Genomic DNA, 19,100 nt, shown 5'->3' with positions numbered 1-19,100 from the left:
GGGGCGGGCCACACCCATGTCATCCGAAGCTCGCCCGCTCCAGCCAGAACTCCAGCAGCTCCCGCTCCCCGAGGACTTCCAACTCCGGGCTGTCCAGGGGCAGTCGGCGGTAGAACGCGAGCATCACGGCGGTCAGCGGGCCCCGCAGGGCGACCGTCGCCTTCTCGTGCCCGCGCCGCCACACGATGACGTCCTCGGTGAACTCGATCACCCACTCGGCGTTCAGTCGAGGCGTCCCGTCGGTGGCGTGCAGATGGATACTGCGCCCTGAGCCGCGCAGTTCCCTCGACTCGTCGTCCGGAATGGTCCGCTGTGCGAACTCCACGATCTGCAACCACTCGTCGATCGCGTCGGCGGCGATCTCCGGGGCCACTTCGTACGGCTGTCCGGCGGCGAGCGCGGCGTCGGCACGGTGGACCGTGAGTTCGTGTGCCATCCGGCGGGCCCAGAAGCCCGAGGTGGGGATCCCGGCCCAGGACCACACCCTGGCATCCCGCCCGGCCTCCCGAAGCGCGGCGACGAGCATCTGCCCCGTCTCCGCGAGCCAGGCGTCCAGCGCCCCGGCGTCCTCGGGTCCCTCCCCCGACGGCACCCGGTCCTCGGGCACTTCCTCCCCGGCCCGGGTCCGCACCATCAACTCCACCCAGCGCAGGGCACCCCCGGTGTGCCGCACCAGCTGCTCCAGCGACCACTCCGGGCAGGTCGGCACGGTCAGGGACAGGTCGGCCCCGGACGTCAGTACGTCCCTCAGCAGGCCGACTTGGTGAGTGATCTCGTCGCAGTACCGGTCATGTGCGAGCAGGGTCATGCCCCGCACCTTATGTCCGCCCCGGTCAGTTCAGCACGACGATTTCGGCCGGGTCGAACTCCACCCCGACGGTGTCCCCGACCTCCGGCGCCTCGCGGAGCGCGCACGCGGCCTCCAACCGCGGCCCGCCTTCCTGAGGGTGCACATGTACGGCCACGTGGGTGCCCTTGAAGGTCCGCGCGGCCACCGTGCAGCGCAAACCCTCGTCAGCCGCCAGGAGCCGCACTCCCGCCGGCCGCACCAGCACGCTCCTGACCCCCTGGGCGGCTCCCGAAGGCACCGGAACCTTCCCCCACGCCGTGTCCGCGACCTCTCCCGCCACCGTGCCCTCGACGACGTTCTCGAAGCCGAGGAAGCGGGCCACGAACTCGTCCGCCGGCCGCTGCCACACCTCAAGAGGCGTACCGGACTGGGCGATCCGCCCGTCCCGCATCACCACGACCCGGTCGGCGAGCGCGAAGGCCTCACCCTGGTCGTGGGTGACCGCGAGCACCGTGGTGCCCAACCGCCCGAACAGCTCCCGCAGTTCGACGACCAGCCGCTCCCGCAGCGAGCGGTCCAGCTGTCCGAGCGGCTCGTCGAGCATCAGCAGCCGGGGCCGGGGCGCGAGCGCGCGGGCCAGTGCGACCCGCTGCTGCTCACCGCCGGAGAGCGCGCCGACGGCCCGGCGGGCGGCACCGGGAAGCCCGACGAGGTCGAGCAACTCCCGTACCCGCTCGTCCTGTTGTGTCCTAGTGGCCCCGTGCATCCGCAGTCCGAAGGCCACGTTGGCGCCCACGTCCCGCTGCGGGAAGAGCTGATGGTCCTGGAACATCAGCCCGACGCCACGCTTGTGCGCGGGCACTCCGCCCTGGTCACGCCCGTCGAGCAGGACCCGGCCCTCATCGAGCGGTTGCAGGCCGGCCACCACCCGCAGCAGCGTCGACTTGCCGCTGCCGCTGGGCCCGAGCACACACACGATCTCGTGCTCGGCGACATCGAGACCGACCTCGTCGAGCACGGCCCGCCCGCCGAACCGTACCGTCGCGTCCGCAAGGCTCAGCAGCATCAGAACTCCCCGGTCCGGTCGGTCCGCAGCCGTTCGAGGACCAGCAGCGCCACCGCGCACACCACCATCAGGATCGTCGAAAGGGCCATCGCCTGGCCGTAGTTGAGATCACCGGCCCGCCCGAGCAGCCGTGCCACGGCGACCGGCAGGGTCGGGTTGTCGGGCCGTGCGATGAACACCGTCGCCCCGAACTCGCCCAGCGACACGGCGAAGGCGAAGCCCGCGGCGATCAGCAACGCTCGGCGCACCATGGGCAGATCGACCTCCCGCCACACCCGCCACGGCGAGGCCCCGAGCACGGCCGCGGCCTCCCGCAGCCGGTGGTCCACGGCCCGCAGCACCGGCAGCATGGTCCGGACGACGAAGGGCACCCCGACCAGGGCCTGCGCGAGCGGCACCAGGATCCAGGACTGCCTGAGGTCCAGCGGCGGCTCGTCGAGCGAGATCAGGAACCCGAACCCGACGGTCACCGCGGACACCCCGAGCGGCAGCATCAGCAGCGCGTCGAAGCCCCGTACGAACCGGCCCGCGTCCCGCCGCGTGAGCGCGGCCGCCGCGAGGCCCCCGATCACCACCGCGATGGCGGTGGCGGCGAGGGCGTACTCGAGTGAGTTCCCGACCGCCTCGATCGGCGCGACGAGGAAGACCCCGCCGTCGCTGTGGGTCAGCGCCCGGTAGTAGCCGAAGTCGGCAGCGCCGAGCGACCGCTGCACCAGCACCGCGAGCGGCAGCACCAGGAGGACGGCGACGCTGCCCACGACCCCGGCCAGCAGCCCCCACTCCCCCGCCCCGCGCGGCCGCCGGGCGGTGAGGGACTCGTCCACGAGCCGCAGCGCGGTCTCCCGGCGCCGTACGGTCCACGCGTGCAGGGCGAGGACAGCGCCCACCGCGACGAACTGGATCAGCGTCAGCACGGCGGCCGTGGACAGGTCGAAGATCTCGGATGTCTGCCGGTAGATCTCCACTTCGAGGGTCGAGAAGGTCGGCCCACCGAGGATCTGCACCACGCCGAAGGAGGTGAAGGTGAAGAGGAAGACCATGAGGGCGGCGGCGGCCACGGCGGGCCCGAGCGCGGGGAGCGTGACGGTCCGCCAGGCCCTGAGCCGGGACGCACCCAGCATCCGCGCGGCCTCCTCCTGACGGGGATCCAGCTGGGCCCACAGTCCGCCGACGGTCCGTACGACGACCGCGTAGTTGAAGAAGACGTGGGCGAGCAGGATCGCCCACACGGTGGTGTCCAGCCGTACGCCCCACCACTCGTCCAGCAACCCGCCGCGGCCGACGAGCGCGAGGAAGGCCGTACCGACGACGACGGTCGGCAGCACGAAGGGGACGGTGACCACGGCCCGCAGGATCTGCTTGCCGGGGAAGTCGAAGCGCGCGAAGACATACGCGCCGGGGAGCGCGACCAGGAGCGTGAGCGTGGTGGAGACGAGGGCCTGCCAGGTGGTGAACCACAGGACGTGCCGGATGTCCGACTGGGAGAGGACGTCGGTGATCCGGCCGAACTGCCAGGTCCCGTCGGTCTTGAGGCCGCGCGCGACGATCGCGGCGACGGGGTAGGCGAAGAAGACGGCGAAGAACGCGACGGGCACGGCCATGAGACCGAGCCGGGCCGCCGCGTTCCTGACGCCCTTGCGGGGCCTTACTTCAGTACGAGCGAGGTCCACGACTTGACCCAGTCGTCACGGTTGTCGGCGATCTTCGCCGGGTCCATGGTCTCGGGGTCCTTGGCCTGCGGACCGTACTGCGTGAACTCGGCAGGCACCTGGGCGCCGTCCACGACCGGGTAGACGAACATGTTGAGCGGCATATCCTGCTGGAACTCCTTGGTGAGCAGGAAGTCCAGGAACGCCTTGCCGCCCTTGGTGTTCGCGGCGTTGCTCAGCAGTCCGGCGTACTCGATCTGCCGGAAGCAGGTGCCCTGCGCCACGCCGGTGGGGGCGGTCGTCGGCTTGGGGTCGGCGTAGATCACCTCGGCGGGCGGCGAGGAGGCGTACGACACGACGAGCGGCCGGTCGGCCTTGGCCTTCTTGCCCCCGGCGGAACCGGAGAACTCCTCGTTGTAGGCCTGCTCCCAGCCGTCGACGACCTTGACGCCGTTGGCCTTGAGCTTCTTCCAGTAGCCCTGCCAGCCGTCGTCGCCGTACTTCGCGGCACTCCCGAGGAGGAAGCCGAGCCCCGGCGAGGAGGTGGAGGCGTTCTCGGTGACGAGGAGGTTCTTGTAGGCGGGCTTGATCAGATCGTCGTACGACGTCGGCGGCTGGAGCTTGTGCTCGGTGAAGTAGGCCTTGTCGTAGTTGACGCAGATGTCGCCGGTGTCGATGGGCGTGACCTTGTCCCCGTCGACCCGGTACCCGGCCTTGATCCGATCGGCGCCCTTGGCCTCGTACGACTGGAAGAGCCCGTTGTCGAGCGCGCGGGACAGCAGGGTGTTGTCGACGCCGAAGAAGACGTCGCCCTGCGGGTTGTCCTTGGTGAGGATGGCCTTGTTGACGGCCTGCCCGGCGTCGCCGTCCTCCAGGACCTTCACCCGGTAGCCGGACTTCTTTTCGAAGTCGGCGAGGACGTTCTTGGAGACGGCCCACGAGTCGTGGCTGACGAGGGTGACGGTCTTGGAGTCGGAGCTCTTGGAGTCGTCGGACGACGAGCCGCACGCGGACAGCGTGACCAGGCCGAGGCCGACGACGGCAGCAAGAAACTTCTTGTTGTTCACGGTGATGACCGAACTTCCTACCCAGAATGACCTGGGCGAGGTTCAGAGGGTCTGCGGCCCTGTGGCCGCACTCTCAGCGCTGTGGCGCTCCCCTGTCGGATATGAAGATGTACGTACGTCCGTCAGACTACCGCTCGGTGGCCGCGAGCTGACCACAGGCCCCGTCGATCTCCTGTCCACGGGTGTCCCGGACCGTCACCGGCACACCATGGGCGGCGATGGCCTCGACGAAGGCCTTCTCGTCCTCGGGCCGGGAGGCGGTCCACTTGGACCCGGGAGTGGGGTTCAGCGGGATCAGGTTGACGTGCACCGGCTTGCCCTTGAGCAGGCGGCCGAGCCGGTCACCGCGCCAGGCCTGGTCGTTGATGTCGCGGATCAGCGCGTACTCGATGGACAGGCGCCGCCCCGACTTCTCGACGTACTCGAACCCGGCGTCGAGCACTTCGCGCACCTTCCACCGCGTGTTCACGGGGACGAGGGTGTCGCGCAGTTCGTCGTCGGGCGCGTGCAGGGAGATCGCGAGCCGGCACTTGAAGCCCTCGTCGGAGAACCGGTGGATGGCGGGCACGAGCCCCACGGTCGACACGGTGATGCCGCGCTGGGAGAGACCGAGCCCGTCGGGCGCGGGATCGGTGAGCGCGCGAATGGAGCCGACGACCCGCTTGTAGTTGGCGAGCGGTTCGCCCATCCCCATGAAGACGATGTTGGAGAGCCGCGCGGGTCCGCCCGGCACCTCTCCGTCCCGGAGCGCCCGCATCCCGTCCACGATCTGATGCACGATCTCGGCGGTCGACAGATTGCGGTCGAGCCCCGCCTGCCCGGTGGCGCAGAAGGGGCAGTTCATGCCGCAGCCCGCCTGCGAGCTGATGCACATGGTCACCCGGTCCGGATACCGCATCAGCACCGACTCAACGAGCGTCCCGTCGAACAGCCGCCACAGCGTCTTGCGCGTGGTCCCCTGGTCGGTCGACAGATGCCGTACGACGGTCATGAGCTCGGGAAGCAACGCCTCCTGGAGCTTTCCACGCGCCCCGGCCGGGATGTCGGTCCACTCCGCCGGGTCGTGCGCGTACCGCGCGAAGTAGTGCTGCGAGAGCTGCTTGGCGCGAAACGGCTTCTCCCCGATCCCCGCCACGACCTCCTTGCGCTCGGCGGGCGTGAGATCGGCAAGGTGCCGCGGCGGCTTCTTGGCTCCGCGGGGGGCGACGAAAGTGAGTTCTCCGGGTGCAGGCATAACCCTTCCAGTGTGGCAGATCAACTCTGGTGGCCCAGGCCGGAGGGGGGTGGGGGTGGTCACCTGTGGATGGCATTTGTCAGCGTTGTTCGACCTCGCGGGGCCGGGGACGGCCCAGGAGTCGGGTCGGCGACGCCGGTCAACGCATCGGGTGCCTGCGGGACAGGGAGCGGGCTTCCCGCGCGCGATGCCCGGAAGGCTTCTACGGTTGAGGGAGGACGCGGCGCCTGCGGATGCCCGTTTCCGTCCGCCTCCGCCGCACACCATCTCGGGGTCATCAGCGCCCTAGGAGGCACTCCGTATGTCCACCGCATCCGACACCCCTGTCCTGGACACCCTCGCCGCCATGACCATCGACTCCCTCGAGCGGTGCGGTCTTCCCCCGGACACGCTCATCCTGACCCGCATCGCTGCGCTCGCGGCCTCGGACGCGCCTCCCATCTCCTACGTCGCCCACATCGATCCCGCGCTCAGGGCCAACCTGACCGCCGCCCAGGTGCAGGACGTCCTGGTCGCCATCGCTCCCATCGTGGGCACCGCCCGCGTGATGACGGCGGCGGGCAACCTCGCCGCAGCGCTCGGCATCGCCATCGCGGTGGCCGACGCCGAGACCGCGGCGGGGGTCAAGGCCGGGAGCTGAGGTCGATCGTCGAGATCCACCTGACCCTGACGCTACGACGCCCCTGACCGGCCGTGCCCTCAGCTTGGGCAGCCGCCGTGACGTGACGATCAGCGGCGGAGCGACATGGCCGGCGCCCGCTGCTCGAGCGACGACGCGGCCCCCGCCCTGAAGAGGACGGGGGCCGGGAAAGTCGTACAAGCGGACTGAGTCAGCCGGAGCCCACGAACAGCACCAGGAGCAGCCACACCACCGGAGCCGTCGGCAGGAGGGAGTCCAGGCGGTCCATGATGCCGCCGTGGCCCGGCAGCAGTGTGCCCATGTCCTTGATGCCGAGGTCCCGCTTGATCATCGACTCGCCGAGGTCACCCAGCGTCGCGCTGGCCGCGACCGCGAGGCCGAGGAGCAGGCCCTGCCACCAGGTGCCGTCGTCGATCAGGAACTGCATGCACAGCGCGCCCGCCACCATCGCGAACAGCACCGCCCCGGCAAGGCCCTCGCGGGTCTTGCCGGGGCTGATGCGCGGCGCGAGCTTGTGGGTGCCGAAGCGCCAGCCGACGGCGTACGCGCCGGTGTCGCTGACGACGGTCAGGAGCAGGAACATCAGTACCCGGGCCGCCCCGTCCTCGGCCGTCAGCATCATCGCGACGAACGTGGCCAGGAACGGCACGTAGAACGCCGCGAAGACGCCCGCCGTGACGTCCTTGAGGTAGCCCTCCGGTGGTTCCGTCATCCGCCAGACCAGGACGGCGAGTGCCGTGAGCGCCATGGCGACCCACGCCCCCTCGGCGCCCCTGACGTACCCCGTGACGACCATCGCGGCCCCGCCGAGCGCCAGCGGCACGAGCGGCGCCTTGATGCCCTTGCGCTCCTGAAGCCTGCTGGTCAGCTCCCACAGACCCACGACGACGGCGACCGCTATCACGCCGACGAACGCGGCCTTGACGAAGAACAGCGACGCGATGATCACCGCACCGAGTCCGACGCCGACCCCTATGGCGGCACCCAGATCCCGCCCCGCGCTCTTCTTCTGCGGCGCGGGCGCCGGCTGCGAGGAGTCGGGCATGGGCTCCGGATTCTGCTTCTGCGGCGCTGCCGCGTAGGGCTGCGCCGACGTGGTCTCGTCGCGGAACCTGTCGTTCCGGAACGCCTCGTCCCGGAACTGCTCGTCCCGGAACAGGGGACCGCTCAGCCGAGCGGCCCCCCGGTCGTCATCCTGGTCGCCGCCGTACCGAGGTTCAGCGGGTCCGTCGGGCACGATGGGCATGGGCCGAGTGTGCTGCGCGTCATGCGCATCGTACGTGGGACCCGCCGGGGCAGCCCCCTGGGCAGGCCCCTGGTCGGACGGCCCCCAGTACCCGGCGTGGGGCGGCGTTCCCCAGGAAGAGTCGTTCATCAGACCTCGAGAAGCTCAGCTTCCTTGTGCTTGAGGAGCTCGTCCACCTGGGCGACGTACTTGTGCGTCGCGTCGTCGAGCTCCTTCTCCGCACGGCGGCCCTCGTCCTCGCCGACCTCGCCGTCCTTGACGAGCTTGTCGATCGCGTCCTTGGCCTTGCGGCGGACCGAGCGGATGGACACGCGCGAGTCCTCGGCCTTGGCCTTGGCGACCTTGATGTAGTCGCGGCGGCGCTCCTCGGTGAGCTCGGGGAACACCACCCGGATGATGTTGCCGTCGTTGCTCGGGTTGACGCCCAGGTCGGAGTCGCGGATCGCCTGTTCGATGTTGCGCAGGGCGGTCTTGTCGAACGGGGTCACCACGGCCATGCGCGGCTCCGGCACGGAGAACGAAGCCAGCTGGTTGATCGGCGTCGGCGCGCCGTAGTAGTCGGCCACGATCTTGTTGAACATCGCCGGGTGCGCACGCCCGGTGCGGATCGCGGCGAAGTCCTCCTTGGCGACCACGACGGCCTTCTCCATCTTCTCCTCGGCCTCGAGGAGGGTCTCTTCGATCACCACTTGCTCCTGCGTGTCTTGAGTAGGCCCGGCTGCTGTTCCATGTGCGTGGGGGCGGCGGCCGGCTGCGTCGCGTCTTCTTCCTGCACGGTTCCCGACCGGCAGGACATTGTCCATCCCCCGGTCAGGGACCGGGTGTATCCCGGGGTCAGTCCCGGCTGTCCTGGTCACCCACAAGCGTGCCGATCTTCTCACCCTTGACGGCGCGGGCGATATTGCCCTCCGCCAGGAGCTCGAACACCAGGATCGGAAGCTTGTTGTCGCGGCACAGTGTGACGGCGGTGGCGTCGGCGACCTTCAGGTCACGGGTGATGACCTCGCCGTATCCGAGGGCGTCGAACTTGACCGCGTCGGGGTTGGTCTTCGGGTCGGAGTCGTAGACCCCGTCCACGCCGTTCTTGCCCATGAGCAGCGCCTCGGCGTCGATCTCCAGGGCGCGCTGGGCGGCGGTGGTGTCGGTGGAGAAGTACGGCATGCCCATACCGGCGCCGAAGATGACCACGCGGCCCTTCTCCAGGTGGCGCACGGCACGCAGCGGGATGTACGGCTCGGCGACCTGGCCCATGGTGATGGCGGTCTGCACCCGGGACTGGATGCCCTCCTTCTCCAGGAAGTCCTGGAGGGCGAGGCAGTTCATCACGGTGCCGAGCATGCCCATGTAGTCCGAACGGGCGCGGTCCATGCCGCGCTGCTGGAGTTCGGCACCTCGGAAGAAGTTGCCGCCACCGATGACGACGGCGATCTCGGCGCCGTCCCGGACGACGGCGGCGATCTCACGGGCGATCTTGTGCACCACGTCGGGGTCCACACCCAGGCCCCCGCCACCGGCGAACGCCTCTCCGGACAGCTTCAGCAGAAACCGGCCGCGCACTTTGCCGTCGTCGCTCTTCTGGGCCTTGGTGGTCATGGGGATCCCGCCTCTTTCACCTGTTGCACATACGAAGAAGGCCATTGCCGGTGGGAACTGGTTCGCATCCCATGCGCGGCAATGGCCTCCTCGTCAGATCTGCTGTCGTCCGCCACGCGCGTGCGTGGCGGCGTACCGGACGACTGCTGACGACCCTATAGGGCCCGCGCGTCGCTCGCGGTACGGACTCAGATGCCGACCTTGATGCGCGTGAAGCGCTTCAGGGTGACACCGGCCTCGTCCAGAACCTTCTGGACCGACTTCTTGTTGTCGAGCGCGTACGGCTGACCGAGCAGCGTGGCGTCCTTGAAGAAGCCGTTGAGGCGACCCTCGACGATCTTCGGCAGGGCGGCCTCGGGCTTGCCCTCGGCGCGGGTGGTCTCCTCGGCGACGCGACGCTCGGACTCGACGACCTCGGCCGGCACGTCCTCCTTGGAGAGGTACTTCGGCGCGAAGGCGGCGATGTGCTGGGCGACACCGCGCGCGACCTCGGCGTTGGGCTTGTCCAGCTCGACGAGGACACCGATCTGCGGGGGCAGGTCGGGCATCGTGCGGTGCATGTACGCCGTCACGAAGCCGTCGGCGAACACCGCGAAGCGGTCCAGGACGATCTTCTCGCCCAGGTTGGCGTTGGCCTCGTCCACGAACGCCTGGACGGTCTTGCCGGCCTCGATCTCGGAGGCGAGCAGCGCCTCCAGGTCGGCCGGGGAGGTCTTGGCGACGTGCTCGGCGATCGTGTTGGCGACGGACTGGAACTTCTCGCCCTTGGCGACGAAGTCCGTCTCGCACTTGAGCTCGACGAGGACGCCGGAGGAGTTGTCGTCGGCGATGATCGAGACCACGGCGCCGTTCTCGGCGGAGCGGCCCTCGCGCTTGGCGACGCCCTTCTGGCCCTTGATCCGAAGCGCCTCGACAGCCTTCTCGACGTCGCCCGCGGCCTCGTCCAGCGCCTTCTTGCAGTCCATCATGCCGGCGCCCGTGAGCTCACGGAGCTTCTTGACGTCGGCGGCGGTGTAGTTCGCCATGAGTCTGTGAATCTTTCTCGAAGTCTGGAAGATCGAAGATCTACGGGGTCTACGGCCCCTATGTAGCCGGGGCCGCCGACTCTCCGCTGACCTACGGGTGAACGGCGGGAGCGGAGTTCATGCCCCCGCTCCCGCCGTCACCCCTGACGCTGACGGATCAGGCCTGCTCGGCGTCCGCGGCCGGAGCGGCCTCGGCGGCGGGAGCCTCGGCAGCGGGCGCCTCAACCGGGGCCTCGGCCGGGGCCTCGGTCTCGGCGGCGGGGGCCTCGGCAGCAGGAGCCTCGGTGGCCTCCGCGGCCGGAGCGGCCTCGGCGGGAGCCTCCTCGGCCTTCTTCTCGCCACCCTCGAGCAGGTCGCGCTCCCACTCGGCGAGCGGCTCGCCCGCGGCCTTCTCGCCCTTGTCACCGGTGGCGACGCGCGAGCGGGAGATGAGCCCCTCGGCGACGGCGTCGGCGATCACGCGGGTGAGCAGGGTGACGGAGCGGATCGCGTCGTCGTTGCCCGGGATCTTGTAGTCGACCTCGTCGGGGTCGCAGTTGGTGTCGAGGATGGCGACGACCGGGATGTTGAGCTTCCGGGCCTCGCCGACCGCGATGTGCTCCTTCTTGGTGTCCACGATCCAGACGGCGCTGGGCACCTTCTGCATCTCGCGGATACCACCGAGGGTCTTCTCCAGCTTGGCCTTCTCGCGCGAGAGCACGAGAAGCTCCTTCTTGGTCAGACCCGACGCGGCGACGTCCTCGAAGTCGATCTGCTCGAGCTCCTTGAGGCGCTGCAGACGCTTGTAGACGGTCGAGAAGTTGGTGAGCATGCCGCCCAGCCAGCGCTGGTTGACGTAGGGCATGCCGACGCGGGTGGCCTGCTCGGCGATGGCCTCCTGCGCCTGCTTCTTCGTGCCGACGAACATGACCGTGCCGCCGTGGGCGACGGTCTCCTTGACGAACTCGTAGGCGCGGTCGATGTACGACAGCGACTGGAGCAGGTCGATGATGTAGATGCCGTTGCGCTCCGTGAAGATGAACCGCTTCATCTTCGGGTTCCAACGACGGGTCTGGTGACCGAAGTGGACGCCGCTTTCCAGCAGCTCCCGCATCGTGACGACGGCCATGGCCGTTCTCCTTGGTGTTCTCGGTTGTGCCGCGCGCGCCGGATGGCACTCGCGCCTGACGCCCGCGATGCGCCTTGCCACTAGGGACCGAGAGGCGCTGACACCGGCTCTGTGAGGGCCTGATGTCGGGGCGTGCGAAGTCGACCCGGTGACCCGGATCGCCAGAAGAAGTGTACGGGACCCGCGAGGTACCGGGTGACGCCGATGTCCACAACCCGGGAGTAGTCCACAGGTCCCGGCCTTGGCGGGGGCGGATGCGGGACGGTTTCCGCATGCGAGCGAAGCGATACGGGCGATGCGGTACGTGGCTGGTGCTGGGGTTTGTGCTGCTGTTGACGGCGCCGACGTCCACACCCCGGCCGGCCTTTCTCACCCCGGCGGCCACGGACACGTCGGTCCCGGCGATCGGCCGCAGCTGGCCCGTGGGCGCCCGTCCGACGGTTCTGCGCGGCTGGGAGCCCCCGGCGACGGTGTACGGCCGTGGCCACCGGGGCGTGGACCTGGCGGCCCCTCCCGGAAGCCCGGTACGAGCGGTGGCGCCGGGCCGGGTGTCCTTCGCGGGGCGGGTGGCGGGCAAGGGGGTGGTCTCGGTGGAACTGACGGGAACGGACCTTCGAACGACCTACGAACCGGTGACGGCGTCGGTGGAGAAGGGCGCAGAGGTGGCGGCGGGCGAGGTGGTGGGCGCGGTCGAACCGACGGGCTCCCACTGCACGACCGCATGCGTGCACTGGGGCCTGCGCAGGGGCGAGGCCTACCTGGATCCGCTGTCGCTGCTCCCGCCGTGGCTGCTGCGCAGGGGTCCGTCGAGACTGCTTCCGGTACTGGACGTCCCGCTGCCCTGATGACCGCGGGCAGCAGCCGCTCGGGCCGGCTCCCGACCCACGGGGGCGGCACGCCGCAGGAGCGGGCAGGCGAAGCCACGCCCACCCGGCGTCAGCCCCGCACACCCCGCAGCGCCATGGAAACCGCGGCCTCGGTGATCACGGGCGGCTCCTCCGCGGCCCCCAGCTCGATCCTCCGCACGGCCGCGTCCACCACCCCCTGCACCAACATCGCCGCCAGCCGGGGCTCTTCATGTCCCATCTCGCCGAGCGCCTCGACGATCATCGCCACCAGCCCGCCGTGCGCCGCCCGGATCTTCTCCCGGGCTCCCGCGTCCAGCTCACTCGCGGAGATGGCCACGACAGCCCGGTGCCGCCGGTCCCCCACCAGCGCCAGCTGCTGCCGCACATACGCCTCGACCCTGGCCGCGGGGTCCTCCGCCGCGTCCATCGCCGCCGAGACCTCCGCGGCCCAGACAGGGAAGTCGACGGCGCACAGTTCCTCGACGACGGCGGCCCGTGACCGGAAGTACTCGTACACGGACGAGCGCGCGAGCCCCGTCCGCTCGGCGAGAGCCGGGAAGGTCAGCGCCTCCGTCCCGCCCTCGGACAGCAGAGAGCGAGCCGCGTCCAGCAGGGCGGCTCGCTGCATCGACCGGTGCTCGGCCACGGAGGCCGCTCGAATCCTTGGCACGTCAACCACTGTACGGACGCACCACCGCGGACGGGAGTCACTCCACCCGGCCGGCCGTGACCGAGACGCCGTTCGGCCAGGTCAGCGACCGAAACTGGCCAGCTTGGCCCGCAGTTGCAGCACGGACTTGGTGTGGATCTGACTGACCCGGCTCTCGGTCACGCCCAGGACGTTCCCGATCTCCGCGAGGGTGAGCCCCTCGTAGTAGTACAGGGTGACGACGGTCTTCTCGCGCTCGGGCAGGGTGTTGATGGCCCGCGCCAAGAACCGTCTGAGCTCCCGGTCCTCGGCGACCTCCACGGGGTTGTCCGCGGCGGTGTCCTCCAGGGTGTCCATGAGGCTCAGCCGGTCGCCGCCCTCGCCGCCGACGTGCAGCAGCTCCTCCAGCGCCACCACGTTGGCCAGCGACAACTGGCTGAAGACCGCATGGAGATCGTCGACCGCGATCCCCAGCTCGCCGGCGACCTCCCCCTCCGTGGGCGTCCGCCTGAGCCGTGCCTCCAGCGTCGCGTAGGCCCGCTCGACGTTGCGCGCCTTCTGCCGCACCGACCGCGGGATCCAGTCCAGCGCCCGCAGTTCGTCGATCATCGCTCCCCGGATCCGGGTGATCGCGTACGTCTCGAACTTGATCTCCCGGTCGATGTCGAACTTCTCGATCGCGTCGATGAGCCCGAAGACCCCCGAGGACACGAAGTCCGCCTGCTCGACATTGGGCGGCAGCCCGACGCTCACCCGCCCGGCCACGTACTTCACGAGCGGCGAGTAGTGCAGGATCAGCTGCTCACGCAGCCGCTCGTCCCCCGTCGCCTTGTACGACCGCCACAGCTCGTCGAGCGTCGAGGGAGCGGGCGGCCGCACGCTGCCACCGTCACGGGCGGCTGGGGGGATCGCCGCCCGGTCGGACCCGGAGGTGTGCTGGGGCATTCGTCGCCTTGTGCCGTTCTGCCGTGAAGTACGCGATGTACGTGAAGTGCGTCGGAATCCCCGTGAGCGTAGCGTGACTGAAGAGTCGCAGTGCGCAAACAACGTGGCCGGGTGCATGCGCAGATGCGTTCCGCTGACCGCTCCCCCGGGGCATGACTGTCACCCTGTGTGATCACCAGAACACTCCAACTGCGGTAAATCACAAGGGTTTCGGGCTTCGCCCGGACGGCCGAACACGCTCGGTCAGCACGGGCCGCGACCGCCTCGGACGGAGGTCATCGCCTGGCGTGTCAACTTCCAGCTGTCGCCGTGTCGTTCGACGTAACCCAGTGCACGGAGTTCGTACAGTCTCGCGACGGCGTCGTCCCGCGTCGTCTGCGCACCGCGCGCGATCTCCTCCACACCGGCCTCCCGTCGGCCGGGCAGCGCGGACAGCACCCTGCGTGCCGCAGGGGCCAGCAGATCGCGCGGCAGCACGGGCCCGCGCCGGTCCGGAGCCAGCTCCCCCATGTCGCCGACCAGCTCAACGACTTCCGCCGCGTCCGTGACCAGCGCGGCGTCCCCGCGCAGCAGCTCGTGCACTCCGGCCGACAGGCTGCTGGTGGCCGGCCCGGGCACTCCTATCGTGTGACGGCCCAACCGCTGTGCCGCGCGGGCGGTGACCAGCGAGCCGCTGCGGAGGGCGGCCTCGACGACCACGGTGCCCCGGGTGAGAGCCGCGATCACCCTGTTGCGCAGCACGAACCTGCTGGGCGTCGGATGATCGCCGGGCGGCAACTCCCCGATCACCAGCCCCTGTTCCGCGATCCTGTTGATCAACTGGGTATGTCCGCGTGGGTAGGGCCGGTCGACCCCGCAGGCCAGGACCGCCACGGTGGCGCCGCCCGCACCGAGAGCACCACGGTGGGCGGCGCCGTCGACCCCGTACGCCCCGCCCGACACGACGACCCAGCCACGCTCGGCGAGCCCGGTGCCGAGGGTGGCCGCCATGTGAGCCCCGTACTCGGTACAGGCGCGGGCCCCCACGAGGGCGACGGACCGCAACGCCCACATCCGCAGGCTGGGCAGCCCCCGCACCCACAGTCCGATCGGCCGCGCGTCTCCGAGATCGTCGAGCTGCCCCGGCCACTCGGCGCTCCCGGGGACGACGAAGCGCGCACCGGCCTCGTACGCGACCGCCAGATCCCGGCGGGGGTCGGCCACCCGAGCCCTGGCCCGCAACCCGCTCCACCGCTTCTCAGTCATCCCGGGCAACGGCTCCCCGGACCCCCGCAACCGCGAGGCCACCTCCGCCACACCCCACTCCCGGATCCACCGCCCCCCGACCTCGTCCCCGGGCTCGACGACCCGAGCCAGAAAGACACGGTCGAGCAGCTCGCCGTCGGGTTCGTCGCCGGTCATACCGTCGCGGGTCATACCGTCGCCGGTCATGTCAGCGCCCCGATGGCCAAGGGCACTCCCCGGGGCACTCCGGTGCGCAGTTGCAGCGCCAGGGCGACGTCCGTCGCGTCCGGACGGTCGTGGCCGGCGAGGTCCGCGACCGTCCAGGCGACACGCAGGACGCGGTCGAGCCCTCGGGCGGTCAGGACGCCCCGCTCCAGATTGCGCTCGGCCTCGTCCATCGCCCCGGACACGGCGTGCCAGCGGCTCCGCAGCTCGCGCCCGGGCACGTCGCTGTTGGTCCGCCACGGGGTGCCGGCGAAGCGCATCGCCGCCCTTTCCCTGGCGGCCCGGACCCGGTCGGCGACCACGGCGGTCGACTCACCCCGGGCACCGCGTCCGGCAAGCTGGTCGCGCGTGACCCGGTCCACCTGCACCCGCAGGTCGACCCGGTCGAGCAGTGGACCGGAGAGCCGGGCCTGGTAGCGCCGGATCGCCGAGGGCGGACACTCGCAGAAGTCGTCGGTCTGCGAGAAGCGACCGCACGGGCACGGATTGGCGGCGAGCACCATCAGGAACTTCGCCGGGAACCGTACGACGCCCGCGCTGCGCGCGATCACCACGTGCCCCGCCTCCAACGGCTGCCGCAGCGCGTCCAGGGCCCGGCTGGTGAACTCGGGTGTCTCGTCGAGAAACAGCACCCCACGATGGGACAGCGAGACGGCACCCGGACGGGCCACCCCGGCTCCGCCACCGACGAGGGCCTGCATGGTGGCCGAGTGGTGCGGAGCGCAGTAGGGGGCGACGTCGATCAGGGGCTTGCCCGGTGGCAGCAGACCCGCGACCGAGTGCACCGCCGTCACCTCGAGCGACTCCTCCCGTGCCAGCCGGGGCAGGACCGCGGGCAGCCGCTCGGCGAGCATCGTCTTGCCCGCGCCGGGCGGGCCCTCCAGGAACAGGTGGTGGCCACCGGCCGCCGCCACCTCCACCGCGGTCCGCGCCGAGCTCTGACCGACGACGTCGGCCAGGTCGTGACCGTGGTCCTGCTGCGCGGCTCCGGAGCTGTGCATGCCGGTGGCGGCGCCCGTGCCCGGCACCCGCAGTCCGGCCAGGAGCGGATCGGGGCGGCCCGGCTCGTCGGGTTCCTCGTCGGGCACCGGTTCGTCCGCGAGGACCGCGATCAGCTGCCGCAGGGTGCGCACGCCGAGCACGGAGACCCCGGGCACCAGCGAAGCCTCGGCGGCCGCGCACTCCGGCACCACGACCTGCTCGTAACCGGCGTCCGCCGCGGCCAGTACCGCGGGCAGGATGCCTCGAACGGGCCGCACCCGGCCGTCCAGCCCCAGCTCTCCGATCATCACGATGTCGGCGAGCACGCGCGGGTCGATCCGCTCGGAGGCACCCAGTACGGCACACGCGACCGCAAGGTCGAATCCCGAACCCGCCTTCGGCACCGATGCGGGACTGAGCCCCACCGTGAGCTTCTTCTGAGGCCATTCACCACCCGAGTTCACGACGGCCGCCCGAACCCGGTCCCGGCTCTCCGTCAAGCTCTTGTCCGGCAACCCCACCAGCGTGAACGCCGCCACCCCGGGCTCCAGGTCCGCCTGGACCTCGACCACGACTCCCTCGACGCCCACCAGCGCCACCGAGCACGTACGAGCGAAACCCATCTCAGGCCACCCCCCGCGCATGCTCGACGACGGGCGCGCCGCGCTGCGGCAGGACCACGCCCACCAGGTCGATGCGGACGCCTCCCGGTGGCGCGCCTCCGTGGGCGTGGATCCAGCAGGCGGCGAGGCCACGCAGGCGCTCCGCCTTCTCGGGGGTCACCGCGGCCATGGGGTGCTCGAAGGCACCCGTCCGCCGTGTCTTGACCTCGCAGACGACCAGGACCTCGCCGTCCCGCGCCACGATGTCGATCTCGCCCGTCCTGCCACAGCGCCAGTTGCGCTCCAGGACCGTCATCCCGGCCTCGGTCAGCCGCCTCGCTGCCAGACTCTCGCCGTACTTGCCGAGTGCACTGCGTGCGTTCATGTCGGCACCACCTCCGGTGTCGACGATCACGCAATCCCGTCCACCGAGTTGATCTTGGTGGACTACTCACCGGTTGTGGAAAACCGGGTCACCCGCAAGGGTCACCCGCCCGGCAACTCCAGATCGTTCTTGTTCAACTCCTCGATGTTCACGTCCTTGAACGTCAACACCCGGACCTGCTTCACGAAGCGAGCCGGCCGATACATGTCCCACACCCACGCATCCGCCATGGACACCTCGAAGAACACTTCGCCCTGGACCGAGTGCACCTGCATCTCGTAGTCGTTGGTCAGGTAGAAGCGCCGCTCGGTCTCGATCACGTATTTGAACAGACCGACGACATCGCGGTACTCCCGGTAGAGCTTGAGCTCCATCTCGGTCTCGTACTTCTCGAGGTCCTCGGCGCTCATGGCATGTTCCCCTTCAGCCGTGCGATCCCACCATTGTGCGCCAGTCCCGTCAGCCCCTAGACGATTTCGGTGTCCAGGGTCACGGGCCCGGCCGGGGGACCTTCGTCGAGCAGCCTGCGCAGCAGCTCGGCGAGTCTGGTCGGATACACCGTCTCATGTGCCTGGCTCAGTTCCTGACACGTCCACCAGCGCGCTCCGGCGACACTGCGCCGCTCGAGCTCGGTCAGGGCCGTGGCCCCGGTGGCCGTCACCGTCGTACGGGCCAGGTAGTACCACTCGTCCTGGTCCCAACGACGGCCCGCGAACGGGAACGAGCATGTCCGCCGCCAGAGCACCGGCCCGAGTTCCACCTCGGTGATGCCGGTCTCCTCGGCGAGTTCCCTCAGCGCGGCCTCTTCACGGGTCTCCTCGCCCTCCAGTCCGCCGCCAGGTGTGAACCACCAGTCGTCGGCCGGGTCGTCCGGCTCGTGGCCGTGCAGGAGCAGGATGCGGTCCTCGGGGTCGAGCAGGACCACCCGGGCCACCTTGCGCAGTCCGCCCTCGGGCGAGTCGTCGTGCCCGGCCGGCGCATCAGCGGGCACCGACGGTCTCCGTCCGGACGCGGGAGCGTCCGCCGAAGAGCTTGGCGACGGGCCCGTACGCCCCGCCGCCCAGCACAAGCACCGCGCCGGCCAGGATCACGATGAAGATCGCACGCAGCGGTCCTGGCGAGGAGAGCGCGCCGAGCGGCTCGAAGCCGGTGGGGCGCTCCAGCATGCCCTTCCAGGGCCATACGACAGCGTCCACCCGAGCAGTCACGGCAGACCGCGCGACGGTGCCCTGGGCGGCGTCGGTGAGGTGGGCGGAGGAGTCCAGCGAGCCCTGACGCTCGTCGCCGAGCAGGAACAGGCGGTCCTTGGGAACCTTCACCGTCGGGATGGACTTGTCCTCGACCGGGCCGCCCTTGAGATACGTCTCGTCGATCTTCTTACCGTTGACGGTCAGCTTCCCGTCGGTGCAGCAGGAGACGGTGTCCCCGCCGACCGCGACCACCCGCTTGACCACCGAGGCGCCGGTCACCCAGCTCGTGTCGGTGAAGACGACGACATCGCCCCGGCGTATCTCGTCGCCGTCGACGCGCTGTGCCAGCACCCGGTCGCCCGCGTCGATCGTGGGCGTCATCGAGCCGGTGGGCACGGTGTACGGCCGGTACAGCACCGCTCCCCAGGCGAATCCCCCGAGAAACAGCACCAGGCCCAGTGCGACGGCCAGTCCGGACAGTCGCTGTCCGGTCCGGCCGCCCACCGGGCCCGTGCTGGTGCCGCCGCTCCGCGGGGCCGTACGTGTAGTGCTCTCGCCACCCATGGATCCGCACCCTACCCGGCGGTACCCGGCCGGGGCAGCCCCTCCTCCCCGGCCGGGGTCACCCGCTCC

The 19,100-nt window shown here is 70.3% G+C and carries 20 protein-coding genes and 1 riboswitch; of the genes, 2 read left to right on the top strand and 18 right to left on the bottom strand.

The window, feature by feature from the left end; all coding sequences use genetic code 11:
* Positions 1–19: 19 nt before the first annotated feature.
* The 5 genes from BFN33_RS41725 to rlmN all read right to left on the bottom strand — a co-directional run bounded on the left by BFN33_RS41725 (position 20) and on the right by rlmN (position 5,806).
* Positions 20–808: a maleylpyruvate isomerase family mycothiol-dependent enzyme gene (locus tag BFN33_RS41725; protein ID WP_069765437.1), complete on the bottom strand. Its 789-nt coding sequence runs from the start codon at positions 806–808 to the stop codon at positions 20–22.
* A 25-nt stretch (positions 809–833) separates the two neighbouring features.
* Entirely contained in the window at positions 834–1,856 is a 1,023-nt protein-coding gene (locus BFN33_RS41720) for an ABC transporter ATP-binding protein (protein ID WP_069765436.1), read from the bottom strand.
* Complete coding sequence (locus BFN33_RS41715; protein ID WP_079141308.1) at positions 1,856–3,526, bottom strand: iron ABC transporter permease; 1,671 nt, start codon at positions 3,524–3,526, stop codon at positions 1,856–1,858. The genes BFN33_RS41720 and BFN33_RS41715 overlap by 1 nt, the downstream gene beginning before the upstream one ends.
* Positions 3,502–4,572 (bottom strand): thiamine ABC transporter substrate binding subunit, encoded by a 1,071-nt coding sequence (locus BFN33_RS41710; RefSeq protein WP_069765493.1) that lies wholly within the window; start codon positions 4,570–4,572, stop codon positions 3,502–3,504. Before BFN33_RS41710 ends, BFN33_RS41715 begins: the two co-directional genes overlap by 25 nt.
* Positions 4,569–4,676: riboswitch (TPP riboswitch) on the bottom strand. It overlaps the preceding gene by 4 nt.
* A gap of 23 nt (positions 4,677–4,699) precedes the next feature.
* Positions 4,700–5,806 (bottom strand): 23S rRNA (adenine(2503)-C(2))-methyltransferase RlmN, encoded by a 1,107-nt coding sequence (gene rlmN / locus BFN33_RS41705; protein WP_057616579.1) that lies wholly within the window; start codon positions 5,804–5,806, stop codon positions 4,700–4,702.
* A 301-nt stretch (positions 5,807–6,107) separates the two neighbouring features.
* Here rlmN and BFN33_RS41700 point away from each other — a divergent pair, with 301 nt between their 5' ends.
* A complete protein-coding gene (locus BFN33_RS41700) occupies positions 6,108–6,446 on the top strand; it encodes a carboxymuconolactone decarboxylase family protein (RefSeq protein ID WP_069765434.1) in 339 nt (112 codons plus the stop codon).
* 190 nt (positions 6,447–6,636) lie between these two features.
* On the opposite strand, the gene BFN33_RS41695 is transcribed toward BFN33_RS41700, so the two are convergent.
* The 5 genes from BFN33_RS41695 to rpsB all read right to left on the bottom strand — a co-directional run bounded on the left by BFN33_RS41695 (position 6,637) and on the right by rpsB (position 11,418).
* Positions 6,637–7,821 carry a phosphatidate cytidylyltransferase gene (locus BFN33_RS41695; RefSeq protein WP_069765433.1) on the bottom strand — a complete coding sequence of 395 codons (1,185 nt, stop codon included), beginning with the start codon at positions 7,819–7,821 and terminating at the stop codon, positions 6,637–6,639.
* Complete coding sequence (gene frr / locus BFN33_RS41690; protein ID WP_057616820.1) at positions 7,821–8,378, bottom strand: ribosome recycling factor; 558 nt, start codon at positions 8,376–8,378, stop codon at positions 7,821–7,823. The genes BFN33_RS41695 and frr overlap by 1 nt, the downstream gene beginning before the upstream one ends.
* A 148-nt stretch (positions 8,379–8,526) precedes the next feature.
* Positions 8,527–9,285 carry a UMP kinase gene (gene pyrH, locus BFN33_RS41685; RefSeq protein ID WP_069765432.1) on the bottom strand — a complete coding sequence of 253 codons (759 nt, stop codon included), beginning with the start codon at positions 9,283–9,285 and terminating at the stop codon, positions 8,527–8,529.
* A 188-nt stretch (positions 9,286–9,473) separates the two neighbouring features.
* The gene (gene tsf / locus BFN33_RS41680; RefSeq protein ID WP_069765431.1) at positions 9,474–10,310 is read right to left on the bottom strand and encodes a translation elongation factor Ts; all 837 of its coding nucleotides are present in this window, start codon (positions 10,308–10,310) and stop codon (positions 9,474–9,476) included.
* A gap of 157 nt (positions 10,311–10,467) precedes the next feature.
* Entirely contained in the window at positions 10,468–11,418 is a 951-nt protein-coding gene (rpsB, locus tag BFN33_RS41675; RefSeq protein ID WP_069765430.1) for a 30S ribosomal protein S2, read from the bottom strand.
* A 272-nt stretch (positions 11,419–11,690) separates the two neighbouring features.
* Between rpsB and BFN33_RS41670 the strand changes: the two genes are divergently transcribed.
* Complete coding sequence (locus BFN33_RS41670; protein WP_256123020.1) at positions 11,691–12,263, top strand: murein hydrolase activator EnvC; 573 nt, start codon at positions 11,691–11,693, stop codon at positions 12,261–12,263.
* Positions 12,264–12,354: 91 nt separating this feature from the next.
* Here the strand turns inward: BFN33_RS41670 and BFN33_RS41665 are convergent, their stop codons facing one another.
* The 8 genes from BFN33_RS41665 to lepB form a co-directional block, all read right to left on the bottom strand.
* Positions 12,355–12,912, bottom strand: a complete 558-nt coding sequence (locus BFN33_RS41665; RefSeq protein ID WP_069765428.1) for a TetR/AcrR family transcriptional regulator — start codon at positions 12,910–12,912, stop codon at positions 12,355–12,357.
* A 105-nt stretch (positions 12,913–13,017) separates the two neighbouring features.
* A complete protein-coding gene (gene whiG / locus BFN33_RS41660) occupies positions 13,018–13,860 on the bottom strand; it encodes an RNA polymerase sigma factor WhiG (RefSeq protein WP_057616558.1) in 843 nt (280 codons plus the stop codon).
* Between the two features lie 243 nt (positions 13,861–14,103).
* Positions 14,104–15,291: a DNA-processing protein DprA gene (gene dprA / locus BFN33_RS41655; RefSeq protein ID WP_079141307.1), complete on the bottom strand. Its 1,188-nt coding sequence runs from the start codon at positions 15,289–15,291 to the stop codon at positions 14,104–14,106.
* A complete protein-coding gene (locus tag BFN33_RS41650) occupies positions 15,288–16,913 on the bottom strand; it encodes a YifB family Mg chelatase-like AAA ATPase (protein WP_069765427.1) in 1,626 nt (541 codons plus the stop codon). Before BFN33_RS41650 ends, dprA begins: the two co-directional genes overlap by 4 nt.
* A 1-nt stretch (position 16,914) precedes the next feature.
* Positions 16,915–17,277, bottom strand: coding sequence for a YraN family protein (locus BFN33_RS41645; protein ID WP_069765491.1), 363 nt, complete (start codon positions 17,275–17,277; stop codon positions 16,915–16,917).
* 101 nt (positions 17,278–17,378) lie between these two features.
* Positions 17,379–17,687, bottom strand: coding sequence for a DUF2469 domain-containing protein (locus BFN33_RS41640; RefSeq protein ID WP_069765426.1), 309 nt, complete (start codon positions 17,685–17,687; stop codon positions 17,379–17,381).
* Between the two features lie 56 nt (positions 17,688–17,743).
* A complete protein-coding gene (locus BFN33_RS41635; RefSeq protein WP_069765425.1) occupies positions 17,744–18,268 on the bottom strand; it encodes an NUDIX hydrolase in 525 nt (174 codons plus the stop codon).
* Positions 18,258–19,031, bottom strand: a complete 774-nt coding sequence (gene lepB / locus BFN33_RS41630) for a signal peptidase I (protein WP_069765424.1) — start codon at positions 19,029–19,031, stop codon at positions 18,258–18,260. Before lepB ends, BFN33_RS41635 begins: the two co-directional genes overlap by 11 nt.
* Between the last annotated feature and the right edge of the window lie 69 nt (positions 19,032–19,100).

The sequence above is a fragment of the Streptomyces sp. LUP47B genome, assembly GCF_001746295.1.
GTDB lineage: Bacteria > Actinomycetota > Actinomycetes > Streptomycetales > Streptomycetaceae > Streptomyces.
This window is presented reverse-complemented; position numbering and strand designations above follow the sequence as displayed.